The 336-nt window shown below is 66.4% G+C and carries 1 protein-coding gene; it reads right to left on the reverse strand.

What is annotated here, in order from left to right:
* On the reverse strand, positions 1 to 336 hold a 336-nt coding region (locus ACG00X_RS24075), incomplete at both ends, for a methyl-accepting chemotaxis protein (protein ID WP_394492364.1).

Here is a 336-nt window from a genome sequence, read left to right on the forward strand (position 1 = left end):
CTGCGGATCGTCACACCGGCGTTGTTGACCAGCGTGGTGCCGTTTTCGACCTTGACGGTCGATTCCTGGATCAGCACCTTGATTTCCTTGGCGGCGCCGGCCGAGCGTTGGGCCCGCGCGCGCACTTCGGCCGCCACGACGGCGAAGCCACGACCGTGTTCACCGGCGCGGGCAGCTTCGACCGCCGCGTTCAGCGCCAGGATGTTGGTCTGGAAGGCGATGCCGTAGATGACGCCGATGATGTCGCCGATCTTCTTGGAGCTGGCGCTGATCTCTTCCATGGTCTCGACGACCTGGGACACCACCGTGCCGCCGTTGCTGGCCGCCTGACGGGCC

This window comes from Pelomonas nitida, assembly GCF_043555975.1.
Lineage (GTDB): Bacteria > Pseudomonadota > Gammaproteobacteria > Burkholderiales > Burkholderiaceae_C > Pelomonas > Pelomonas nitida.